General features: G+C 62.3%; 15 protein-coding genes. 6 read left to right on the top strand and 9 right to left on the bottom strand.

The annotated features are described in order from the left end of the window. Positions 1–110: 110 nt before the first annotated feature. The 3 genes from H5P28_RS17480 to hemW form a co-directional block, all read right to left on the bottom strand. A complete protein-coding gene (locus tag H5P28_RS17480) occupies positions 111–1,127 on the bottom strand; it encodes a bile acid:sodium symporter family protein (protein ID WP_185676978.1) in 1,017 nt (338 codons plus the stop codon). A 194-nt stretch (positions 1,128–1,321) separates the two neighbouring features. Beyond that, positions 1,322–1,810 carry a DUF6653 family protein gene (locus tag H5P28_RS17475; RefSeq protein ID WP_185676977.1) on the bottom strand — a complete coding sequence of 163 codons (489 nt, stop codon included), beginning with the start codon at positions 1,808–1,810 and terminating at the stop codon, positions 1,322–1,324. 92 nt (positions 1,811–1,902) lie between these two features. Further along, positions 1,903–3,063, bottom strand: a complete 1,161-nt coding sequence (hemW, locus tag H5P28_RS17470) for a radical SAM family heme chaperone HemW (RefSeq protein WP_185676976.1) — start codon at positions 3,061–3,063, stop codon at positions 1,903–1,905. Between the two features lie 34 nt (positions 3,064–3,097). Here hemW and H5P28_RS17465 point away from each other — a divergent pair, with 34 nt between their 5' ends. Together H5P28_RS17465 and H5P28_RS17460 are read left to right on the top strand one after the other, a co-directional pair. Further along, the gene (locus tag H5P28_RS17465; RefSeq protein ID WP_185676975.1) at positions 3,098–4,084 is read left to right on the top strand and encodes an IPT/TIG domain-containing protein; all 987 of its coding nucleotides are present in this window, start codon (positions 3,098–3,100) and stop codon (positions 4,082–4,084) included. A gap of 255 nt (positions 4,085–4,339) precedes the next feature. Beyond that, entirely contained in the window at positions 4,340–5,932 is a 1,593-nt protein-coding gene (locus H5P28_RS17460) for a hypothetical protein (protein ID WP_185676974.1), read from the top strand. A gap of 310 nt (positions 5,933–6,242) precedes the next feature. Here H5P28_RS17460 and H5P28_RS17455 read toward each other — a convergent pair whose 3' ends face one another. The 3 genes from H5P28_RS17455 to H5P28_RS17445 all read right to left on the bottom strand — a co-directional run bounded on the left by H5P28_RS17455 (position 6,243) and on the right by H5P28_RS17445 (position 8,526). Continuing rightward, positions 6,243–6,830 (bottom strand): histidine phosphatase family protein, encoded by a 588-nt coding sequence (locus H5P28_RS17455; RefSeq protein ID WP_185676973.1) that lies wholly within the window; start codon positions 6,828–6,830, stop codon positions 6,243–6,245. A 170-nt stretch (positions 6,831–7,000) separates the two neighbouring features. Continuing rightward, positions 7,001–7,990, bottom strand: coding sequence for a calcium/sodium antiporter (locus tag H5P28_RS17450; RefSeq protein WP_185676972.1), 990 nt, complete (start codon positions 7,988–7,990; stop codon positions 7,001–7,003). A gap of 71 nt (positions 7,991–8,061) precedes the next feature. Then, positions 8,062–8,526 carry a S24/S26 family peptidase gene (locus tag H5P28_RS17445; RefSeq protein ID WP_185676971.1) on the bottom strand — a complete coding sequence of 155 codons (465 nt, stop codon included), beginning with the start codon at positions 8,524–8,526 and terminating at the stop codon, positions 8,062–8,064. Positions 8,527–8,706: 180 nt separating this feature from the next. Between H5P28_RS17445 and H5P28_RS17440 the strand changes: the two genes are divergently transcribed. The 3 genes from H5P28_RS17440 (at position 8,707) to H5P28_RS17430 (ending at position 11,333) form a co-directional block, all read left to right on the top strand. After that, positions 8,707–9,195 carry a S24/S26 family peptidase gene (locus tag H5P28_RS17440; RefSeq protein WP_185676970.1) on the top strand — a complete coding sequence of 163 codons (489 nt, stop codon included), beginning with the start codon at positions 8,707–8,709 and terminating at the stop codon, positions 9,193–9,195. A gap of 177 nt (positions 9,196–9,372) precedes the next feature. Next, positions 9,373–10,539 carry an APC family permease gene (locus tag H5P28_RS17435; protein ID WP_185676969.1) on the top strand — a complete coding sequence of 389 codons (1,167 nt, stop codon included), beginning with the start codon at positions 9,373–9,375 and terminating at the stop codon, positions 10,537–10,539. Positions 10,540–10,676: 137 nt separating this feature from the next. Beyond that, entirely contained in the window at positions 10,677–11,333 is a 657-nt protein-coding gene (locus H5P28_RS17430; RefSeq protein ID WP_185676968.1) for a hypothetical protein, read from the top strand. Between the two features lie 243 nt (positions 11,334–11,576). Here H5P28_RS17430 and nspC read toward each other — a convergent pair whose 3' ends face one another. The 3 genes from nspC to H5P28_RS17415 all read right to left on the bottom strand — a co-directional run bounded on the left by nspC (position 11,577) and on the right by H5P28_RS17415 (position 15,761). Continuing rightward, on the bottom strand, positions 11,577–12,728 hold the full coding sequence (gene nspC, locus H5P28_RS17425; protein WP_185676967.1) for a carboxynorspermidine decarboxylase: 1,152 nt from the start codon (positions 12,726–12,728) through the stop codon (positions 11,577–11,579). Between the two features lie 133 nt (positions 12,729–12,861). Continuing rightward, the gene (locus tag H5P28_RS17420; RefSeq protein WP_185676966.1) at positions 12,862–14,073 is read right to left on the bottom strand and encodes a saccharopine dehydrogenase family protein; all 1,212 of its coding nucleotides are present in this window, start codon (positions 14,071–14,073) and stop codon (positions 12,862–12,864) included. 170 nt (positions 14,074–14,243) lie between these two features. Beyond that, on the bottom strand, positions 14,244–15,761 hold the full coding sequence (locus tag H5P28_RS17415) for a TonB-dependent receptor (RefSeq protein ID WP_185676965.1): 1,518 nt from the start codon (positions 15,759–15,761) through the stop codon (positions 14,244–14,246). Positions 15,762–16,037: 276 nt separating this feature from the next. On the opposite strand from H5P28_RS17415, the gene sppA reads away from it, so the two are divergent. Next, positions 16,038–17,858, top strand: a complete 1,821-nt coding sequence (sppA, locus tag H5P28_RS17410; RefSeq protein ID WP_221773472.1) for a signal peptide peptidase SppA — start codon at positions 16,038–16,040, stop codon at positions 17,856–17,858. Positions 17,859–17,907 lie beyond the last annotated feature (49 nt).

The raw sequence follows: 17,907 nt of genomic DNA, 5'->3' as shown, positions 1-17,907 counted from the left end.
TTTCACAAGGAACGAAGTTCCCTCTCAAAAGTTTTTTGGGGAGAGCGCGAGAGGGTGTTTTTTTTTCAAAAAACACCCTCTCGCATTAATCCTCAAAGCTATTTAGGGCCTTATTCCGGCTTCAGCTCGGTCAGTGGTTCGGGCGGGCGGTTGGGGGACTTGGCGTAGCGGGCCGCCATGACGGCGCAGACCATGAGCTGGATCTGGTGGAAGATCATCAGCGGCAGGACCATCAGCCCCACCGTGGTGGCGGGGAAGAGCACGTTGGCCATAGGCACGCCGTTAGCCAGGCTCTTTTTGGAGCCGCAGAAGACGATGGTGATTTCGTCCTCTTTAGAGAACCCGAGCCAGCGGGCTGCATAGACGTTGATCGTCAGCACGATGGCCAGCAACACGCAGGAGACGACCACGATCACCCCGATGCCGTAGAGGTCGATCTGCTTCCAGATACCCCCGACGACGGCTTCGCTGAAGGCCGTATAGACGACCAGCACGATGGAGGTGCGGTCAGTCACGTTGATGTACTTTTTGTACTTGTGGATAAAGTCCTTGATCAACGGTCGGCACAGGTGCCCGACCACGAAGGGCAGCATGAGTTGGAGGCAGATCGAGCGGATTGCCCCGAGGGTGTCCATCGAGCCGCCGTCGCCCTGCGTCTCCATCAGCAGGCCGACGAGGATGGGCGAGACAAACACCCCCAGGATGCTGGAGGCCGAGGCGGCGCAAACCGCCGCCGGGATGTTCCCGCGCGCGATGGAGGTAAAGGCGATGGCCGACTGGACGGTGGCGGGCAGGGCGCACAGGTAAAGGAAACCGAGGTAAATGTCCTGCGGGATTGCGGTCGGCACCAGTCCCTTGGCGGCCATTCCCAGCAGCGGAAAGAGCACGAAAGTCGAGTACAGGATGGTGACATGCAGCCGCCAGTGCCCGATGCCGCCCAGCAGCGCCTTGCGGGAGAGCTTGGCCCCGTGCATGAAAAAAAGCAGGGCAATGGCCGCCGTGGTCAGGTGCCGGAAAATCGTGTCGCCCACGCCCCGGGCGGGCAAGACGCTGGCCAGCACCACCGTGCCGATCAGTACCAGCAGGAAGCCGTCGATTTGGTAACGCTTTAGCCAGGAAGTGAGCATCGTCCGAGTCTGGGAAATTGTTTTCAGGGAAAGGCAAACATCCTCCGTGGGGAAGAATGCGGTCGAGCCGCCAGCGTTTACCTACAAAGCCGGGACCGGGCTTAGCGATGATTATTTTTCGCCAGAGGGCCCGGCGGTTCGCCGCGTGTGTTGACAGGCGGGTCGAACATTTTGACCAAAAGCCGGGAGCGATATTACCCGCCCATCTGCATGTCGCGGTGGAGCCAGACCATGCGGTCCGCAAACCATGCCTTGAATGCGATGATGCAGACATTCCCGAGCACGAGCGCCCATGTGTTTAGCGTGTACAGGCCGTAAACCCAAATGGGCAGGCCCGCGACCGAAAGCATCTGGAGCAACCGGGCCGCCTGCGCGTGATGGGGTGGGATGGGCTGCCGTTGTCGCGCCAGATAAAGGCGCTCACCCCGTGTCACCTCGACCGCCCAGCCGCTCTTACGGCTGCAGGCGGGGAAAAGGCGTGGATTCAGCCAGATCCACAGGAGGACCACCGCCGTGGCCAACCAGGCCCAGCCCCCGATCCAGACTCGCGATACGATTGCCAACGTGAGCAGGGGCATCACCGTGAAGCGCGAGTACACGCTCCACGGGTTGGCGTGGCGTTCCCATGTGCGCTCGTCCATGCCCATTAGTTTTTCGCAGGCGCGTGCAAAGTCGGTTTTCATCGGTTTCTCGTTTCCGCCGGAAGGGCCTGACCCTTTCACAATCACAGGCCCAGCTCAACCTCCATTGGGAAAAATCGCCCGCATTCCAGACCCTAACCTTCCAGCAGTTCGAGTGCCGAGGCCCCGACGCGGTCGGCCAGAAGGCGGCCTGCGGGGGTGAGGAGCAGGGTGTCGCCTTCAAGCAGTGCCAGGCCCTCGTCGGCCAGTTCGCGAGCCCAGGGGCGGACGGGGGAGAGGTCAAGGCCGGGCCAGTCACGTTCGAGCCGGGCGAGGTCCACCCCGGCGTTCATGCGCAGGCCGAAGATGAGCGTGTCGGTGGCAAGGATGGCCGGGGTCAGATCCACTTCGTCCACCCGGGCGGGCTGACCGGCGTCCACGCCCGCCAGCCATTTGTCGAGGTCGGCCACGTTGGCGTAGCGGCAGCCTCCGTACTGCGAGGCGGCGGAGGGGCCGAGCCCGAGCCACTCCGTCATTCGCCACGTATTGATATTGTGGATACATTCGTGGCCGGGGCGGGCGAAGTTGGAAACCTCGTACTGGGCGTACCCGGCTTCGGCCAGCGTTTCCCAGCTCAGGGTGTAGAAATCCGCCTCCTGGGGGATGTCGCGGCGGATTTTTCCCTGGCTGAGCTTGACCCACAGCGCGGTGTCCTCCTCGAAGGTGAGGCAATAGGTCGAGATGTGCTCGGGGCCGAGGCGGATGGCTTCGCGCAGGGCGGCCAGCCACTGCTCGCGGCTCTGGCCGGGCAGGGCGAACATCAGGTCGAGGTTGATATTATCGAACCCGGCGGCGCGGAGCGTTTCCCAGGCCTGGTAAATCTGATTGGCGTGGTGTTGGCGGCCCAGTTTGTCCAGCAACTCGTCGTCAAAACTCTGCACGCCCATGGAGACGCGGTTGACCCCGAGTTCGCGCAGGGCGGCGGCCTTGTCGGGCTTGACGGCGGAGGGGGCCAGCTCGACCGACCATTCGCGTGGGGGCTCTGGCAGGTGCTTGAGAAGTGTTTCCCCCAGGCGGCGCAGGTCGCGGGCCGGGAGCAGGCCGGGGGTTCCACCGCCCCAGAAGATCGTCTCCACCGGTTGTCCGGTCAGGGCGGAAGCGGCTTCGCGGTCGATGCCGGCGAGGTAGCGGTCGATGTCGCCCCGGCGCGGGGCCTCCTGGTAAAAGGCGCAGAAGTCGCAGGCCCGCGCGCAGAAAGGCACGTGGACGTACAGGCCGAGGGGGCGGCGTTCCGAGGGTTTTGCTTGCAGGCTCACAAAAAGGTCTATTGGCTATGCGCTTCCTGAACCCATGAGCAAGGCAAAGTTTTTTTTCCTCCCGTTGCTTGGGCTGGCGGCGCTCCTCGCCGGCTGCGGCCCGTCCATCACGAATCTGACCAGCAACCCGGTCCCGCAGAACCCCTCGGGGATCTATGAGATCAGCATGTCCGTGGACAATATGGACAACTCGCTGGTCAAGGGCAGCTTCAAGCCCTATGTCGTCATTGATGGCGAAGCCCGCCCGATGCAGCAGAGCGACATCGGCAAGGACATTTACAAATACAACTTCGCCATGCCCGAGGGCCGCAACGCTGCCCGCTACTACTTCATCCTGGACTACCAGACCGACTTCAAGGGCGACCTCAAGGACAAGCAGGCCCAGAGCGGCAAGGTGTACACCCTCGCCCTGACCAACCGCTACGTCATCACCCTGGAGGCCTATCGCGGGCCGGTCGGCTCAAGCATCCCGGTCGTCGGCCGCGGCTTCAGCAAGTCCGACAAGGTCGTGATCGGGGGCTTTGAAGCCGAAACCACCTACTACTCGCCGACTTCGCTCAGTTTCGTGGTGCCGCCGCTTCCGGCGGGTGACACCTACCGCGTGGAGATCTCCACCGGTTCGGGGCTGCTCTCTGTGGGCAACTTCCAGGTGGACCCGGCCAAGCTGAGCGTCAGCCATAGCAGCCTTTCGCTCTCCTCCGGGCAGCGTGAAGTGCTCGTGGTCAAGATCGACTTCGCGGCCCCGCAGGGCGGCCTGCCCATTGATGTGACGACCGACATCCCGCAGAGCGTGGTTATGCCCGAGGTGGCGATCCCCGCCGGTGCCATGTCCGTGAGTGTCCCGATCGAGGGCGGAATGCCCGGTTCTGGCAGCCTTTTCGTTTCTGCTCCCGGTTTTTCCGAGGTCCGTATCCCGGTCAACGTGGTGGGGGTCTACATTCAGGAGCGCAGCGTGGATGTGATCCAGCCCTCGGGTGATCAGGTCATCGTCGAAGAGGCCGAAGTTATCCAGATCGACTGATTTCGGACGAACATCAACAAACTTTCCCTGGCGGGCCTGATTTGACGGGCCCGCCTTTTTTGTGCCCGACCCCTTCGTAATCACCGTGGAGGCGGGACGTTTTTAGCGCTTGTCAGCAGCCGCCGCCTCCGCCCCCGGCTGTCGCGCTCCCCCCTCCAATGCCCAATGATAAATGACCGCTGGAAAATGACCAATTAACCGGTTTCCGGCGCGTAAGGCTTGCCCGGACCGTATCCCGATGTCATCATCGTTCCCATGAAAACCGTCCTCTCTGGCCTGAGCCTGCTTGCTGTTCTCCTCTCCCTGTCCGCCTGTGCTCCAAAGGAGGAGCCGGAGAAAGCGGATACCGACTCCTTTCCGCTGGTACCGAAGGAAAGCCGTTCGCCTGCGTTCGAGGCGGTCGGGAAGGATCTCGATTTGGGAGGCAATTTCTTCTATTTCAAGGACTTCGGAACGGCTTTCCAGGAACTGGGGGGCCAGCTCAACGCGTTCATGGGCGGGATGGCCGCGCATTCCCCGACGGACATGGGCATGATGATGGCCGCGATGTTCCCTTACGACCAGGCGGTCGAAATCCTTGGGATTTCCGAACTTTCCGCCATCGGGGCCAGTTCCTACTCTGAAGGGACGACGTTCCGCAACAAGAGTGTCGTTTACCTCCCCGGTGGGGCCAAGGGCCTGTTCGCTCTTTTCGGGGAACAACCGCATGCCTTTGACGCCCTCGCGCTGGCTCCGGCAGACGCGGACATTTTTGTGACTCAGGACATCCGGGGCCGCGTCATCGCGCAGGTCGTCCGTGACGGAGCGGAGGCTTTCATGCCCGGCAATGGCGATCAGGCCGCCGCCAGCATCCTCGGCAAGCCCGTCAGCCCGGCGAGCACGCTGACCATCGGCGATGCCCTCGATAAGTCCGACACGGTTGTGACTACGGTGGTCCGTTTCGGCGAGATGAGTGAAATGGCGCTCCCGATGGCGGAGGAGTCGATCTCTGTGCCGCAGACGGAGTTTTTTGTGCAGCTAAAGGGTATGAGCTGGCTCGTATCCGAAGGTGTTATCCCGATCGAGATGAATGTCAGTGAGGGCACGATGACCCGAACCGAGGAGGGTGACCTGGTGATTTACCAGGACGAAGCCTCCGCTCCCACCGGCCTGCCGCTGCCGACCGTGGTCGTCATCCTCGATACCGCCACGGGCGACCTGACCATAGCCAGCAGCCGGGCCTTCTTTGACGAATGCCGGAGCGGCAAAGCCCGTCTCGCGGACACGCCTGCCTATCAGGCGGCGGTCAAGGGTCTCCCCACTGAGGGCAACGGCCTGACTTTTGTTTCCCAGGAAGCTTTCCAGACCTTCATCGCCCTGCGCGACAACATCGTAGAGCAGTTCCCGCAGGCTGCGGGGGTGCTCGGCCTGTACGAGTTTGTCTTCCCGGTGCTGAGTCTCGACAAGGCCGAAGCCGGAGCAGCCGCCGTCACTGTGATTCGGCCCGATTCGATCTTCAGCGACGCGCGTTGGCCGACGGTCAGCGCGGGCTTTGGCGACAGCAGCACCCTGATGGCCAGCACCGGGGTATTCGCGGCGATGGCCATCCCGGCCTTCAACAAGGTCCGTGAAACCAGCCGCGAAAAGACCATCACCAACAACCTGCGCCAGGTGGGGGCGGCCGGGCAGCTCTACCTGCTCGAAGAGGGGGCAACCGAAGTCGCCTATCCGACGCTCGTTGAGAAGCAGTACGTTATGCCCCTCGAACCGGTGAACGGCGAAAGCTACGAGGATCTCGTCATCGAAGCTGATGGCGGCACCCTCGAAGTCATCACCGATTCGGGAGAAACGGTCGAGTACGCGTATTAGGAGGAATGGTTAAATAGTTAAATGGCTAATTGTTGTTTTCTACGTTTCGCATCCAACAATTAACAATTTAACCATTCAATTATTGTGGCTACAGTATTTTTTAAAACGCTCTAGTGTCGTGTTAGCTAAGTTCTTAACAAATGTTAATGGCCACAAAAAGGCACAAGAAGCACAAAAAACTTCGTGGATACAGAGGTCGCTCTGCGTCTTTGCGCCTCTGCGGTGAAAATATTTTTATCAGGAACTAAGCTAACGGGACACTAGCCATTTAGCCATTCAAATACTGTGGCTACAGTATTTTTTGAACGCCCTAGCCGCCGATGGTGGCGTTCCAAGTAAGGATGGCGCGGGTCTCGTGTTCATAGCCGAGGCGGTTGAGCGAGCTGGTGTCGAGGACGAAGTGTTGCCCCTGCTCCGGGGCAAGCTTGAGCCAGCGGGCGGCGAAGACCCGCAGGTAGTGTCCGTGCGCGAAAATGGCCACGTCGCCGGCGGCATCGAGGATGCGGTTGATAACGCGGTCGCAGCGGGCGGCGACTTCGCCGGGGGTCTCCCCGCCGGGCACCGGATGGGTGAAAATGCCCCAGCCGGGAACTTTACGGCGGATTTCTTCTGTGGTGAGGCCCTCGTACTGGCCGTAGTTCCACTCCATCAGATCGGGGTCGATCTCCATCAGGTCGCCCAACCCGGCCAGTTCGCAGGTCTCGCGGGCGCGCTTGAGCGGGCTGGAGAGCACGAGCGAGAACTTCCACTGCTGCACCAGCGGGCGCAGGGCGACAGCGCCCCGATGCCCTTCGTCGGTCAACTCGATGTCGCTGATCGAGGTGTGTTTGCCATTGAGGCTCCACTCGGTTTGTCCGTGCCTGAAAACCAGTACTTGTTTGCGTGTATCCTCGGCCATGGGCGGCAATGTGCCCGCAGATCAGCCGGGGGTCAACGCCGGGCTGCAATCCTGACCAATAAATATCGATGGTTGCCTTTCCCCGCAGGGATTGGCTCAACGGAGCGGTTTTCGCCATTTCGCCAGGCCTGTGGCGGTCGCTCAGCAGGGGGGAGCAGGCGGCAGGGGTATTACTGGGTCATGCCCGAGACGGTCAGGATGATGACGTAGAGCAGCACGAAGCACACGCCCTCGCGGCGGGTGACGGTGCGTCCGGTGTAGAACGCCAGCCACAGCAGCACGGTGATGAGGATCATGGCCGGGTATTCGAGCAGGAAGAGCTGCCCGTCAATCCGAATCGGGAAGAGGGTGGAAACGCCGCCACCGACCAGGAGCATGTTGAAAATATTCGAGCCGACGATGTTTCCGGTCACGATGTCGCTCTGGCCGCGAAGGGCAGCGGCGACGGAGGCCGCCAGTTCGGGCAGGCTGGTGCCGATGGCCACCACGGTCAGGCCAATGAGGGCCTCGCTGATGTGCATGCGCACAGCCAGCTCCACACTGCTGCCGATCAGCAGTTCCGCCCCGAGCCACAGGGCGAACCCGCCCAGCACGATGAAGCCCAGGCAGCCCCAGATGCTCTTGACCGGTTCGCCGGTTTCCTCCTCAAACTCCTTCTGGATGTCGTCGCGGGCCTTCCGGGCTTGAATGACCAGAAAGACGAGATAGGCGACCGCACCGACCAGCAACACCGCCCCTTCGATCCGTCCCAGCCGTCCGTTGAACAAATAACCGGTCAGGCATAGCAGGGTAAACAGCAGGGTGGCGACAAAGAGGATGGGTACTTCCTGCCGGATCAGCCGCCACTGGATCTTGACCGGGGCGATGATCGCGGCGATGCCGAGAATCAGACCGATGTTACCCAGGTTGCTCCCGATGATATTGCCCAGGGCGAGGCTGTCGCTGCCCTGCCTGGTCGCCATCAGGGCGGTAATCAGCTCGGGCATGGAGGTGGCGATGGCCACGATGGTGAGCCCGACCACGACCGGGTTGATCTTCCACAGCAGGGCCAGCGAGGCCGCGCCACGGGCGAGCCAGTCGCCTCCGAAGCACAGGGCTGCCAGACCGACGACCAGCAGCAGGACGAGCATGAGGGTGGAGAATTCGGCGTAGGCAATCACGTGAGAGAAAAAGGACAGGTCATGCCGCCATCCGCCCGAAGGCAAGCGGATTTGGAACTTTTCCGGCGCGTTTAACGGCTGTTGACGGTCGAGGCGGCTTCCCAACTGTGGAAGGTCGCGTACACGACGCCCTTGAGATTATCGGCGTGGACGCGCTCCGGGTCGATGTCGGGGTTGTTGATACCCTCGACTTCCCAGGTCTGCCCGATTTTGCGCGAAAGCGCGTGGCAGAGCAGGCGTCCGTCACTGGCCTCGTAGAGCACGACCATGCCCGGTTGGAGGTCGTCGAAGGCAATCGGATCGAAGACGACCACGGTGTTGTCACCGTAGAGGGGGGCCATCGACATGCCGGAGCCCTGCGCGGCCATCCGTCCGTTGCCCAGACGCTCCACCTTGTAGGCGGCGGAACGGGCACTGCTGGGGCTGACGGTGGAGCTTGGAGCCTGGTTTGCCTGGCCGCCCGAGTCCGTCACACAGCCGGTCAGTGTTAACGCGCAAACCGCACAAATACTGAGCCCGTAACGCATGAGAGGCATTTACGGGGATTTCCGTCGGTTGGCAAGAAAAGTCCTTAATACAGTGAAGACCTTAGGGCGGATACAGCGCCAACCCGATCACCGATACAGCGTTTATGGCGTATGATTGCCGTGTGCCCCGAAAGAGGATCAGTCGGAGGACTAATGCCGGAAAACGCGAAAATATGGGATGATGCAGGCATGAAAACGAAAGCACCTGTAACAACTTCGATTTTCTTCGCTCTGGTGGCCCTGATCGCCTTCGCCGCCAACTCCGTCCGCGCCGATGTAAAGCTCGCCTCCAGCGTCGCCCCCTCCCAGGCCTACTCCGACGCCTTGGCCGTCGCCGCCATGAATGACAACTGGACCGCCATCCCCGCCGACGGCAAGTCCATGCTCCCCTACTACGACAGCAAGAGCATCCTGATGATCGACCGCGCCTCCTTCAGCAGCCTGAGCGCCGGAATGATGGTCGTGTACCGCGACCGCAACGGCGATCTCGTCGGCCACCAGCTCGTTCGCAAGACCGAAAACGGCTGGATCGCCCGCGGCATCAACAACCGCGGCGAAGACCCCGAACTGGTCACCGAAAACAACTACCGCGGCGTGGTCTTCGGCGTCTTCCACTCCAACGGCAAGGACAACGGCACCCTTGCCGGTAAGGAACGCGTCATCGGCAAGAGCTACTAAGCTCCGCGCCCAGCTCGGCTTCGGCTTTTTCAAAAGCTTTCAGTTTTCTTCACGGCTCCCGTCAGGGGGCCGTTTTTTTTACCCCGGGGGAGAAGGAAGTGTTACGGTTCGGTAACAACAGCCTCCCTATGCGCCGAACGGGTTGACTCGGGACCGGGGGCGAGCACTGTGCGAAAGATGGCAAGCAGTGAGTTGAAACGCGAACTGGGCGTGGCCGGGGCCGTTCTGATCGGTCTGGGGTCGATCCTCGGGACAGGGGTTTTTGTCGTTATTGCCCTGGGAGTGGAAATGACCGGCCTCTACGTTCTCGCGGCCATCCTCGTGGCCGCCCTCGTGGCAACCTGTAACGGACTCAACAGCGCCCAGCTCGCCGCGAACTACCCGGTGGCTGGCGGCACCTACGAGTACGGCTACCGCCTGCTCACGCCCGCGCTCGGATTTACGGCCGGGTGGATGTTTCTGCTGGCCAAGAGCGCCTCGGCGGCGACTGCCGCGCTGGCGATTGCCCGGCGTTTCGCCGACGTGCCCTGGCAAATCCCCGTGGCGCTGGGGGTGATTGTGCTTATGACGGCTGTCATCCTCGGGGGGCTGCGCCGGACGAGCCTCGTCAACCTCGTGATCGTGTCGCTCACCCTGCTCGCGCTGCTGGCTTTTGTCTTGGGCGGGGTGCGGATGGCGGCGCCCGGGACGACCCCGGCGGGTGGCGATGTTTTTAGCTTTTTCGAAGTCTGTGCTTTGATTTTTGTCGGTTACACCGGCTACGGACGTATTGCCACGATGGGGGGCGAGATCCGCGACCCGCGCAAAAACATCCCGTTGGCAATGTTTCTCACGCTTGGGGCCTCGGCGTTGCTCTACCTCGGGGTGGCCTGGGCGCAGCTTCGGGGTGCGCCCTATCCGGCTCTGTGGCGGGTGGGCGAGGTGACGGCCCTGCTGGGTGTGCTGCTGAACCTCGTGCTCGGGCTCTCGCGGATTCTCTACGCCATGGGCCTGCGGGGCGATATGCCGGGGCGGTTCGGACGAGTCGGAGCCGCCGGGCAGCCTGCCGCTGCGGTGGTAGGCGTGGCGGTGCTGATCTGTATGTTGGTCGGCCTGGGCGACATCAAGCTGGCCTGGTCCTTCAGCACGTTCACGGTGCTGGTGTACTACTCGATCTGTAACCTGGCCGCTCTCCGGCTCAGGCCGGAGCAAACGCTTTACCCGCGCCTGATTGGTTATGCGGGACTGGCCAGTTGTGTGTTTCTGGCCTTCTGGGTGGATTGGCGCGCCTGGAGTTCGGGGCTCGTGCTGATCGGTTTGGGACTGCTCTGGCATCGCTGGCGGCGGGTGTCGGCAACCAGCTAGCGGTGGAGACGGGGCCGCGATTGGCCTCGCCTTGGCCGGGGGGTATGCTTCAGGCTGTTTGTGCCCCTCAGGAAACATTCCTGTGTGTTTGCTGACTTATTGCATAACCTGACTGCAATTCCCCCGCCTGCAAACCCATGAAACAAGCCGTTATTATCCTTTCGCTCGCCCTGGTGGCGGCGCTCATCGGCGTCGTCGTACTGATTAATGTCAACCACGCCGCCCGGCAGGAAGTCCTTGCCCAACAGCAGGAACTGGCCGATTTGGAGGCCAGCCATCAAGCCTATGCGAAGCGGGAGGCCGCCGCCGCGGCCAAGGCGCTGGCTGAGGCCGAGCGCATGGCCGCTCTCAAGGCCGAGCAGGAGGAGGCCGCCCGTCAGGCCCGGCTGAAGGCGCTCAACGAAAAGCTCCGGCAGGAAGCCCTCGCCCGAGAAGCCGCCGAACGGGAAGCTTCTGACATCGCGGGCAAGATGCAGCAGATTCAGGCCCAACTGGAGGCGACCCGCAAGCAGCAGGCCGAGATCGCCGCGCGCCAGGCCGCCGTCGGTGCCAGCCTCACTGATGAGCAGCGGGCCATTCTCGCGGACATCGAACGCCGCAAGCAGGAACTTGCCCAGCTCAGCATCCAGACCGAGCAGATCGACAAAAAGCGCGCCGCCATCATCGAACGCGAAATCGAGCTGCAGGAAGCGATTTTCAAGGAGGGCGGTACGATTACCATCCCCGGCTACCGGGTCTGGTCCCCCAATTACCGCCCCAGCAACCAGCGCGCGCGTACCGTGGTCGAAGAATAGACACCACCGCCCTCTAGGCCTGTCCGGAAAGACCCGAGGCCAGTGTGCTTAAGCCACGGCTTAACGATAGGGATATCGTTTTAAGAGGAGAGGCTTGTACAGACTGCCAGTCTTGGGATAGCCGCCTTTCTGGCGGCGTAGGGGCAGAGCCCCTCAATGTCCTGTGCGGACACGCACTGGGGTAGGAGCCTTTCTGGCTCCGTAGGGGGCAACGCCCCCTCATTGCCAGCGGGTGCAACCCGCTTAGGAGAGGCGGTTGCGGTAGTCGGCGTAGCCGAAGGTTTTGGCCACAGTGATCTTGTCGCTGTCGGGGGACCAGGTGCAGATGGCGGGCAGAGGGACGCCGTTGAAGGTCGTGTTCTTGACCATCGTGTAGTGCGCCATGTCGAGGAAGACGAGGCGCTGGCCGGGCTGGAGCGGCTCGGCAAAGGAGTAGCTGCCAATGATGTCCCCGGCCAGGCAACTGGGGCCACCGAGGCGGTAGGTGTGCGGATGCTCGCCGGGGAGCCCGGCCCCGACGATCTCGGCGCGGTAGGGCATCTCCAGCGTGTCGGGCATGTGGCAGGTGGCGGAGGTGTCGAGGATGGCGACCGGCCCGGCGTTGTCCACGATGTCGACCACGGTGGCGACGAGCACGCCCGTGCCCAGCGCGATGGCTTCGCCCGGCTCCAGATAGACCTGGACGCCGTACTTGTCATGGAAATCTGATACGAGCCGGCAGAGCAGGTCCACGTCGTAGTCGGCCCGCGTGATGTGGTGTCCGCCGCCGAAGTTGACCCACTTCATCCGGGGAATGAGGTGGCCGAACTTTTCCTCGAAGTGCGGAAGTGTGCGGGCGAGGACGTCGGCGTTCTGCTCGCACATGGTGTGGAAGTGCAGCCCCTCCAGCCCGGTGAGGTCTTCGCCTTCGAGGGCGGCGGCGGTGATCCCCAGCCGCGACCCCTGCGCGCAGGGGTTGTAAATCTCCACTTCGACCTCGGCGTACTCGGGGTTGACGCGCAGCCCGCAACTGGGCGGGTTTTTCGCCGCCTCGATGAGCGGGCGCATCCGCCGCCACTGGCCGAGCGAGTTGAACGAAAGCGAGTGCGCGAAGCGGGCCAGGTGCTCGACTTCGGCCTCCTTGAAGGCGGGGGAGTAGGCGTGGATCTCTCCGCCGAAGAACTCCTGCCCCAGCAGGGCCTCGTGCAGCCCGCTGGCGGTGATCCCGGCCAGGTACGGGCGGATCACATCAAAGGTGGAAAAGGCGGCGTAGCCCTTAAGCGCGAGCAGGATCTTGCAGCCGGTGCGTCGCTGGACCTCGCCGAGGAGCTGGCAGTTCTTCTCCAGCGCGCGCAGGTCCACCACGTAGCTGGGGGAGGGTACGCGGGACGGATCGAAATGGGTGAAGTGGCGCATGAACTCAGCTAGAAGCGATATGTTAACCACAAAGTCTCAAAGCCACACAGGCCTCAGGCGCGGAAACGCTTTGCGCCCTTCGTGTCTTCTTTGTGCCCTTTGTGGCCACATTAATTTAGAGTCCCCAAGGTTCCTACTTGATGGCTCCGGCGGGGTCGAGTTCGGTCACGTCCCAGGGGATGCCGAGCTTGGGCATCAGTTCGAGGAAGGGATCGGGGTCGCATTCCTCCATGTTGTACACGCCGTCCTTGCGCCACTTGCCGGTCACGACCATGGCCGCGCCGGTGACGGCGGGCACGCCGGTGGAGTAGCTGATGGCCTGGCTGCGGGTGTCGGTGTAGGTCTCGACGTGGTCGAGGATGCTGTGGACAAAGTAGCGCTTGGTCTGGCCGTTCTTGACGCCGGTGATGTCGCAGCCGATGCAGATCTTGCCCGTGTAGCGTTCGGCCAGGCTGGCCGGGTCGGGCAGGACGGAGCGCAGAAAGGCGACCGGCGAAATCTTTTTGCCCTCGAAGACGACCGGCTCGTGCGAGGTCATGCCGACATTTTCAAGCACCTTGAGGTGGTTGAGGTAATTTTCCGAAAAGCCCATCCAGAAGCGGATGCGCTTGAGGCCCTTGAGGTTGAGCGCGAGGGACTCCAGCTCCTCGTGGTAGAGGAGGTAAAGGGGCTGGCTGCCGATCCCGGCGGGGAAGTGGTAGTCGCACTTGACGGACATGGGCGAGACGGCCTTGTACTCGCCCTCTTCCCAGTAGCGGCCCTCCTGGGTGATCTCGCGGATGTTGATCTCGGGGTTAAAGTTCGTGGCAAAGGGCAGGCCGTGGTTGCCGGCGTTGACATCGACAATGTCCACGGTGTGGATTTCGTCGAAGAGGTGCTTCTGGGCGTAGGCGCAGAAGACGTTCGTCACGCCGGGGTCGAAGCCCGAGCCGAGCAGCGCCATGACATTGGCTTCCTTGAAGCGTTCGCGGTAGGCCCACTGGTATTTGTACTCGAACTTGGGGTTGTCCAGCGGCTCGTAGTTGGCGGTGTCCATGTAGTCCACCCCGGCGGCGAGGCAGGCGTCCATCAGGGGGAGATCCTGATAGGGCAGGGCGACGTTGATGAGCAGGTCGGGCTTTTCGGTTTCGAGCAGGCGGGTGACCGCGCTGACATTGTCGGCGTCGAGAGCGCAGGTGCGCAGGACGCGCCCGCGCATGTGGGCGATCTCCTCGGCGATGCGTTCACACTTTTCCACCGTGCGCGAGGCCAGGAGGATGTCCGTAAAAATGTCTTCGGCCTGGGCGCACTTGTGCGCGACCACTTTGCCCACCCCGCCGGCTCCGACAATGATGACTTTGCTCATGGCCCAAAGGAGTGCATCCCGCGCCGCCGCATGGCAAGCGCAATCCTCAGCGCACGGGTGACAGTTTCGGGGCGTGGGAGGGGGGACGGACTTTTCCAGACCGCGCTATGTGTTTCCTGGCGTGGCCCGACAAGCAACGCGTTTGGCGGCAAGCCGCCCGGCGGGGAAACTTACTTCCCGGTCTCTTTTTCGGGGAGGTCGCACTGGCCGTAGCCCCAGAGGCCGCGGGACTTGATCAGTTCGGCCACGCGGGGCGGAACTGATTTTTCCCACGCGGGGTTCTTTTCCGTGATCTGGCGCAGGACGTTGCGGGAGAAAATGTCGAGGTGGCCGGGGGCGGCGCCGATGACCGGCTCGATGAAGTGGTTTTCGATCAGGTACGAATACAGGTGCCGCAGCTTGCTTTTGACCTTGAGGTTGTCGGCGGTGATGAGCATCTCGTCGGCAAAGCCGTTGGCCCCGCTGTCGAGGAGCTTTTCCTTGGCTTCGGAGCCGCTGATGTAGCTGTTGTAGCTGTTGCCCTTCATCGGATAGACGTAGAGCTTGACGTTGGCCTTGAAGAGGCGGCCAAAGGATTCGAGGATGCCTCCGTCGAGGTCTTCGTAGTACTCCTCGTTGAAAATTTCCTGCAGGTGATTGATACCCAGTACGATGCCGATCATCTTCTGGGTGTAGCGCCGGAAGTAGGCGCTGAGCCGGTAGTACTCCATGTAGTTGGAAACCAATACATGGTAGCCGAGGCAGTTGATGGCGTCGGCACGGGCGAGGAAGTCCTCGTAGTCGATGTCGGTGCCCCCGGCCAGGAGGTTTTTCATGGTGATTTCGAGCAGGGCGACGACGGGCTCGCCCTGGACGGAGTCCTCCTGCATGAACTGCGCCCCGGCGCACTTGAGCATGTCCGTGTTGACATGGGTGATCGGGCGGAAGGAGCCGCGTTCGACCAGGAGTGATTTTTTATAAAGGAACTCGGAGGGCTGGAGGACGGAGCCATCGGAGCCGAACATGACGGCGTTGGTCAAGCCGTGCTCGACGAGTTGGAGGGAGACGACGCGGTTCTCCACCTGCTCGAAGTCCGGCCCGTGGAACTCCAGCATGTCCACTTCCAGCCGTTCGTTGCCGAGGTTGTCGATGAGGGAGGGGATGAACTCGCCCATCTCCTTGTAATAGACGAGTGCGGCCCAGATAAAGTTGACCCCGGCGATACCGAGGGCCTCCTGTTGGGCGGAGCCGGTCTTGTCCCACATGCGCACGTGGATGATGATGTCGCTGGGCGGGCTGTTGGGGGAAATCTGGTAGCGCATGCCCATCCAGCCGTGGCAGTTCTTGTTGTTGTTGTAGCTGGCGGCGGCGACGGTGTTGGCGAAGACGAAAAAGGTGGTGTTGTCGCCGCGGCTTTCGCTGAGCCGGTTAATGAGCAGGCTGTACTCGTGGTCGAGCATCTGGCTCAGCCGGTCCCGCGAGACATAGCGGCTGGCCTTGCCGTAGATTTCGTCGCTGAACTTCATGTCGTAGGCCGACATGCTCTTGGCAATGGTACCGGCGGCACCGCCAGCTTTGAAAAAGTGGCGCGCCACCTCCTGCCCGGCCCCGATTTCGGCGAAAGTGCCGTAAACATTCTGGTCCAGGTTGACGAGGAGGGCCTTGCGGTTGGTGGTGAGTTCGCTGGGTTCTAGTCGGGGATCCTTCATGCGGGGGCTACCTAAGCAGATATCCTGCCGGTTCGGCAATGCCCGATCCGCAACTTGCAAGGATTGTCCGGTTTCTGTCACCGTACGGACACACTTCTGGTCTCCGTGGTAGCTGTCGGCGCTCATCTCCAGTGGTTCCTGTTGTAGGGGGCAGCCTTTCTGACGGTGTAGCGATGGCTGGCTCAGTCGGTCCCCACCTCAACCGGATCAAACGCCGAGCGTTTGCGCACCGGTTAGCGCTTGTGGGGGAGGGGGGAGCTTGCATAATGAGCCGCCATGAAAGCCTTTCTGAAGATGGTTGCGGCAAACCTCACCGCGCTCTCCATCGCCCTGGGCGTGTGCATCATGGGCGGATTTTTCCTCATGATTATGTTCGCGCTGGTTTCGGCGAACAAGCCCCGCCCCTCGGTGCCCGGCAGCGCGGTGCTCGTGGTTGATCTTTGGATGAATATCTCCGACTCCCCGCCCGAAACGAATCTGGGCGACGTGGTGGATCAGGCCGTTTACGGGCCGGAGGTGCCGCGCCTGTCGCTGCTGGAGGTGGTGGACGGGATCGAGCGCGCCGCCCGCGACGAGCGGATTGAGGCCCTTTTTCTCTACGGCAGCCTCATCCCCGAGAACTACGGCTCCGGCATTGCCGCGCTACGGGAAGTGCGCGAGGCAGTCGAAACTTTCAAAGCCTCGGGCAAACCTGTTTACGCCTACGCGGTCGATCCGACCATGCGCGACTATTACCTGATGTCGGTGGCGGACGAGGTCATCCTGCACCCCTTCGGCCTGCTCAGCCTCAACGGTCTGGCCAGCGAGATGATCTACTTCGGTGACGCCTTTAAAAAGTACGGCATCGGCGTGCAGACGACCCGGGTGGGCAAATACAAGTCGGCGGTGGAGATGTTCACCGGCTCGAAAATGAGCGAGCCCGACCGCTTGCAGACAACCGAGCTGCTCAACGACATCTGGGGCGACATCCTGGGCGACGTTGCGCAGGGACGCGGGCTCGACCCCGTGCAGTTGCGGGCTCTCAGCGACGAAAAGGGCTTTTTTACCGGGGAAATGGCCCTGTCGGCTGACCTGGCCGACCGCGTGGCCTACATGGACGAGGTGATCGGGCTGCTGGAGGAAAAGGTCGGTTACGATCCGGACTTGGAGTCGTTCCGGCAGATCGGGCTGGCCGATTACGTCCGCATCGAGGGCTTTTCCGGCGGCTACCGCTACGGCGGTAACCAGGTGGCGGTGGTTTACGCCGAGGGCGACATCGTGGACGGCGAGGGCATGCGCGGGCAGGTCGGCGGCGACCGGTTGGCGCGGGATTTGCGCTACCTGCGGACTAACCCCGACGTGGCTGCCATTGTCCTGCGGGTGAACAGCCCCGGCGGCAGCGCCCTGGCCTCGGAAGTCATCCAGCGCGAAATGCGCGAGGCGGCGGAGGAAAAGCCGGTCATCGTCTCGATGGGCTCGCTCGCCGCCAGCGGCGGGTACTGGATTTCCGCCTACGGAGACCGGATTTTTGCCGAACCGACGACGATCACCGGCTCAATCGGGGTCTTCGGGCTGTTTTTCAACCTGGAGGGCCTGGCCAGCGAGCACGGAATCACCTTTGACGGGGTAAAAACCTCGACCTACGCCGACCTTTACACGGTTTCCCGCCCAAAGACGGAGCAGGAAATGGCACTGGTCCAGCAATACACGGATTTCCTCTACGACGCCTTTATCGACAAGGTGGCCGAGGGGCGCGACCTTTCCGACGAGCAGGTGCGCCGCATCGCGCAGGGCCGGGTCTGGTCCGGCACGGACGCGGTCGGCATCGGCCTGGTGGACGAGATTGGCGGCCTTGGGGACGCCATTCGCTACGCCGCCGGTCAGGCGGGCGTGGCCGACGACTACACCGTGACCCAGATTCCGGAGCGGAAGAACTTCTCGCAGGCGCTGGAGGAGTTTCTCCAGCAGACCGGCGAGCAGGCGCCGGTCGTAAAGGGCCGGGGCGACCTCTTGACCCAGGCCATGAAACGCCTGGAGGCCGAACTGGCCGTCGTCCGCAGCTTCAATGACCCCAAGGGCCTCTATGCCCGACTGCCCTACTCGCTGGAAATCCGCTAGGCTACCGTGAGCGAAGTTCTTACATTGAATTTTGGGGCTCTCTGCGCCC

Origin of the sequence: Ruficoccus amylovorans (assembly GCF_014230085.1) — a bacterium.
Lineage (GTDB): Bacteria > Verrucomicrobiota > Verrucomicrobiia > Opitutales > Cerasicoccaceae > Ruficoccus > Ruficoccus amylovorans.
Note: the sequence above shows the minus strand (reverse complement) of the source record. Positions and strands in the feature narration are given on the sequence as shown.

Bases quoted from the DNA above. Each gene is read 5' to 3' on its own strand.
- H5P28_RS17455 (WP_185676973.1), bottom strand. From the start codon at position 6,830: ATGGCCGAGGATACACGCAAACAAGTACTGGTTTTCAGGCACGGACAA.
- H5P28_RS17440 (WP_185676970.1), top strand. From the start codon at position 8,707: ATGAAAACGAAAGCACCTGTAACAACTTCGATTTTCTTCGCTCTGGTG.
- H5P28_RS17435 (WP_185676969.1), top strand. From the start codon at position 9,373: ATGGCAAGCAGTGAGTTGAAACGCGAACTGGGCGTGGCCGGGGCCGTT.
- H5P28_RS17460 (WP_185676974.1), top strand. From the start codon at position 4,340: ATGAAAACCGTCCTCTCTGGCCTGAGCCTGCTTGCTGTTCTCCTCTCC.
- H5P28_RS17430 (WP_185676968.1), top strand. From the start codon at position 10,677: ATGAAACAAGCCGTTATTATCCTTTCGCTCGCCCTGGTGGCGGCGCTC.
- H5P28_RS17480 (WP_185676978.1), bottom strand. From the start codon at position 1,127: ATGCTCACTTCCTGGCTAAAGCGTTACCAAATCGACGGCTTCCTGCTG.
- H5P28_RS17465 (WP_185676975.1), top strand. From the start codon at position 3,098: ATGAGCAAGGCAAAGTTTTTTTTCCTCCCGTTGCTTGGGCTGGCGGCG.
- H5P28_RS17475 (WP_185676977.1), bottom strand. From the start codon at position 1,810: ATGAAAACCGACTTTGCACGCGCCTGCGAAAAACTAATGGGCATGGAC.
- H5P28_RS17415 (WP_185676965.1), bottom strand. From the start codon at position 15,761: ATGAAGGATCCCCGACTAGAACCCAGCGAACTCACCACCAACCGCAAG.
- sppA (WP_221773472.1), top strand. From the start codon at position 16,038: ATGAAAGCCTTTCTGAAGATGGTTGCGGCAAACCTCACCGCGCTCTCC.
- H5P28_RS17420 (WP_185676966.1), bottom strand. From the start codon at position 14,073: ATGAGCAAAGTCATCATTGTCGGAGCCGGCGGGGTGGGCAAAGTGGTC.
- H5P28_RS17445 (WP_185676971.1), bottom strand. From the start codon at position 8,526: ATGCCTCTCATGCGTTACGGGCTCAGTATTTGTGCGGTTTGCGCGTTA.
- nspC (WP_185676967.1), bottom strand. From the start codon at position 12,728: ATGCGCCACTTCACCCATTTCGATCCGTCCCGCGTACCCTCCCCCAGC.